The organism is Synechococcus sp. WH 5701, from assembly GCF_000153045.1.
GTDB lineage: Bacteria > Cyanobacteriota > Cyanobacteriia > PCC-6307 > Cyanobiaceae > Regnicoccus_A > Regnicoccus_A antarcticus.
Genome location: NZ_AANO01000055.1, coordinates 1 through 1,635, shown reverse-complemented (window position 1 = coordinate 1,635; position 1,635 = coordinate 1). Strand labels below are relative to the sequence as shown.

General features: G+C 44.6%; 2 protein-coding genes. One reads left to right on the top strand and one right to left on the bottom strand.

Annotated elements, in window-relative coordinates:
• Positions 1-939, top strand: a 939-nt coding sequence (gene pgk / locus WH5701_RS16120) for a phosphoglycerate kinase (protein ID WP_071934138.1), incomplete at its 5' end; no start/stop codon positions are given.
• Between the two features lie 110 nt (positions 940-1,049).
• Here the strand turns inward: pgk and WH5701_RS16115 are convergent.
• The coding region (locus WH5701_RS16115; protein WP_198005097.1) for a WG repeat-containing protein at positions 1,050-1,635 on the bottom strand (586 nt) is incomplete at its 5' end.

The window sequence follows — 1,635 nt, the reverse complement described above, 5'->3', positions numbered from 1 at the left end:
ACTAAAGTTCATTTTGCAGAGGATTGTGTTGGAGAGAAAGCGACTTCCGTAATAGAAGCAGCAGAATTTGGTGAAATTGTAGTACTGGAAAATGTTCGTTTCCATGCTGAAGAGAAGAGCAATGATGAAGAGTTCAGTAAAAAGCTGGCCGCACATGCCGACCTGTTTGTGAATGATGCTTTTGGAAGTAGTCACAGAGCTCATGCTTCTGTAGCTGGGGTTACCCGATATCTGCAACCTGCGGTTTCCGGCTTCTTACTTGAAAAAGAGATCAGGTATCTCAGTGACAGTGTGAACTCACCGGAACGACCATTTGTAGCGATCTTAGGTGGAGCAAAAGTCTCAGATAAGATTCCGGTCATTGAAAACCTGATCAGCAAAGTGGATACCATCATAATTGGTGGCGGAATGGCGTATACCTTTCTGGTAGCTAATGGAAAGTCAGTTGGTAAATCTTTGCTACAGGAAGAAATGGTGGATACCGCCAAAGACTTGATGAAGAAAGCAAAAGAAGCCGGTGTGAACCTGATGCTTCCATTTGATTTTGTAGTGGCTGATGATTTCAGCAATGATGCCAACCAAAAAGTGGTGGACGAAGATAATATCCCGGATGATTGGGAAGCTCTGGATATCGGTCCTGAAACGGCATTAGCATTTGGTAATGTGATCAAATCCGCAAAAACGGTAGTATGGAACGGACCAATGGGTGTATTTGAAATGCCTAGTTTTGCTGAAGGGACAGATGCAGTTGCGGAAGCCTTAGTAGAAGCGACAAAATATGGAGCTACCAGTATCATTGGTGGGGGCGATTCTGCATCAGCTATCAAGCAAGCGGGATTTAGTGACCAGGTTTCTCACGTTTCAACCGGAGGTGGAGCAAGTCTCGAATACCTGGAAGGAAAAGACCTGCCAGGAGTGACATCACTGACGGATAAGTGATCTGATTGATTCCGCTCACAATTAAAGGATGATAACTAAAAGAGGCGCCGAAGCGCCTCTTTTTCTGTTACCTACGTATTCTGTTCAGTCAACTATGTGTCATAGAATTTTCAGTTTGTCGGAAACCAGACATATTTACCATCCTTATCAATATATCCGTACTGTTCTTCAATCTCGTCTTCAACCGTTACGTAAATAGTGACACGTGCCAACCCATTGTAAAACGGGGCGACCTCATCAAACTTAGCACCGGTGATCTGATTTCCATTCGTGTCGATAAAGGTCCAGCGGCCGTTTACCAACACACCGGCTCTTCCTTCTGAAAAAGGTTGTACCTGGTCAAAGGTTTCTTGTATAACGAATTCCCCGTTCTTATTGATGAACCCAAACTGGTTACTCGAACGGCGGGCAGGTGCCAGACCATCACCAAATCTTCCTGCGCTGATAAACTGTGGCGAAATTATAACTTCTCCGGAAGCATCAATAAAACCCCAGCGGTCGCTGACTCTAACGGCTGCAAGTTTATTCGAAAATGCGAGTGCCTCGGAGTATTTCAGATCTACGATAGTATTACCTCCACGGTCAATGTAGCCATACATGTCATCGTCTCTGACCAAAGCACGCCCATCGTTGAATTCATTTTCCTCGATGTTATCAAGATCATCACGCATATTTACTGATTCGATCTCATTGCCG